Genomic DNA, 437 nt, shown 5'->3' on the forward strand with positions numbered 1-437 from the left:
TGCAGTTTTAGGAGAATTTCTATTATTCAACTGGAGAATTTTTCTCTAGTGCTAAAAAAAATATTTACACAAAAAGCAGTTAGTCTTAGGATTGACTGCTTTTTTCGTACCTAAATTTCAGATTGGAGTGATGAAATGAACGATATTTTTAAGGATATGCAGGTAAAAGTCGGCTGTGAGTATATTTCCGACCTGCCCTCTTACAAGCGTAAGGTGTGGCAGGAAATGAAACGACTGAACCCTGCCGATTATGAAGAAAGACAGTTAGAAGATTTTTCTAAATATGTGTTTGGTATGTCGTACCAGACCTTACAAGATGTGATGAAACAACAGAAAGGACGTGAGGAACAATGCAGGAAACAAGGGTGCTGGTGGAAACGAAAGGAACAACTGGCGAAGAAACAATATCATACTGGTTTGAACTGCCGATAGATGTT

At 38.0% G+C, this 437-nt stretch carries 1 pseudogene; it reads left to right on the forward strand.

Annotated elements, in window-relative coordinates:
- Positions 1 to 350: 350 nt before the first annotated feature.
- Positions 351 to 437 (forward strand): annotated as a pseudogene (locus LJE11_RS20950) (antirestriction protein ArdA); the annotation flags it as partial.

Source organism: Blautia sp. DFI.1.216, assembly GCF_020594215.1.
Classification (GTDB): domain Bacteria; phylum Bacillota; class Clostridia; order Lachnospirales; family Lachnospiraceae; genus Blautia_A; species Blautia_A wexlerae.